Source organism: Vibrio sp. 10N.222.48.A3 (assembly GCF_041475345.1).
GTDB lineage: Bacteria > Pseudomonadota > Gammaproteobacteria > Enterobacterales > Vibrionaceae > Vibrio > Vibrio tasmaniensis_A.
Map to the genome: position 1 here is coordinate 1 of NZ_JBFRVX010001214.1, position 486 is coordinate 486.

The following is a 486-nucleotide window of genomic DNA, read 5'->3' on the forward strand; positions in this document are numbered from 1 at the left end:
GGTCGTGGATTTGCCGTGGTAGCCGATGAAGTGAGAACGCTCGCTAAGCGTACTCAAGATTCTGCAAGCCAGATTGACGAACTCATCACCTCGTTACAGCGTGGTGCTAAAGATGCGTTAGAGTCAATCAAAGAGAGCCACAGCACGGTTTCAGATGCTTCGACTCAGGCACAACAAGCCTCTCAGAACCTGCATGTGATTAACCAACACATCCAAGATTTGAATCAAGCCAACAGCCAGATCGCAGTATCTGTTGACGAACAAGATTGCTTAACCAAGTCGTTGGGTGAAAACGCGCAAGGTGCAAACACCATCGCACAAAGCAACCAAGAGTCGGTCAGCAGCATTTCTGGTGCCGCGAGTGACTTAACCGAAGTTGCTCATCACCTAGAAAACCAAGTAAATCGATTTAGAACCTAACGAAACCAGCCTTTAACACAGCTGACACGGTTCCGAACCAAGAATAAAAAGCCCCCGACACATAAG

General features: G+C 47.9%; 1 protein-coding gene. It reads left to right on the forward strand.

Annotation, left to right across the window (positions count from 1 at the left end; translation table 11 throughout):
• Positions 1-420, forward strand: a 420-nt coding sequence (locus tag AB4653_RS25115; RefSeq protein WP_372105585.1) for a methyl-accepting chemotaxis protein, incomplete at its 5' end; no start/stop codon positions are given.
• Between the last annotated feature and the right edge of the window lie 66 nt (positions 421-486).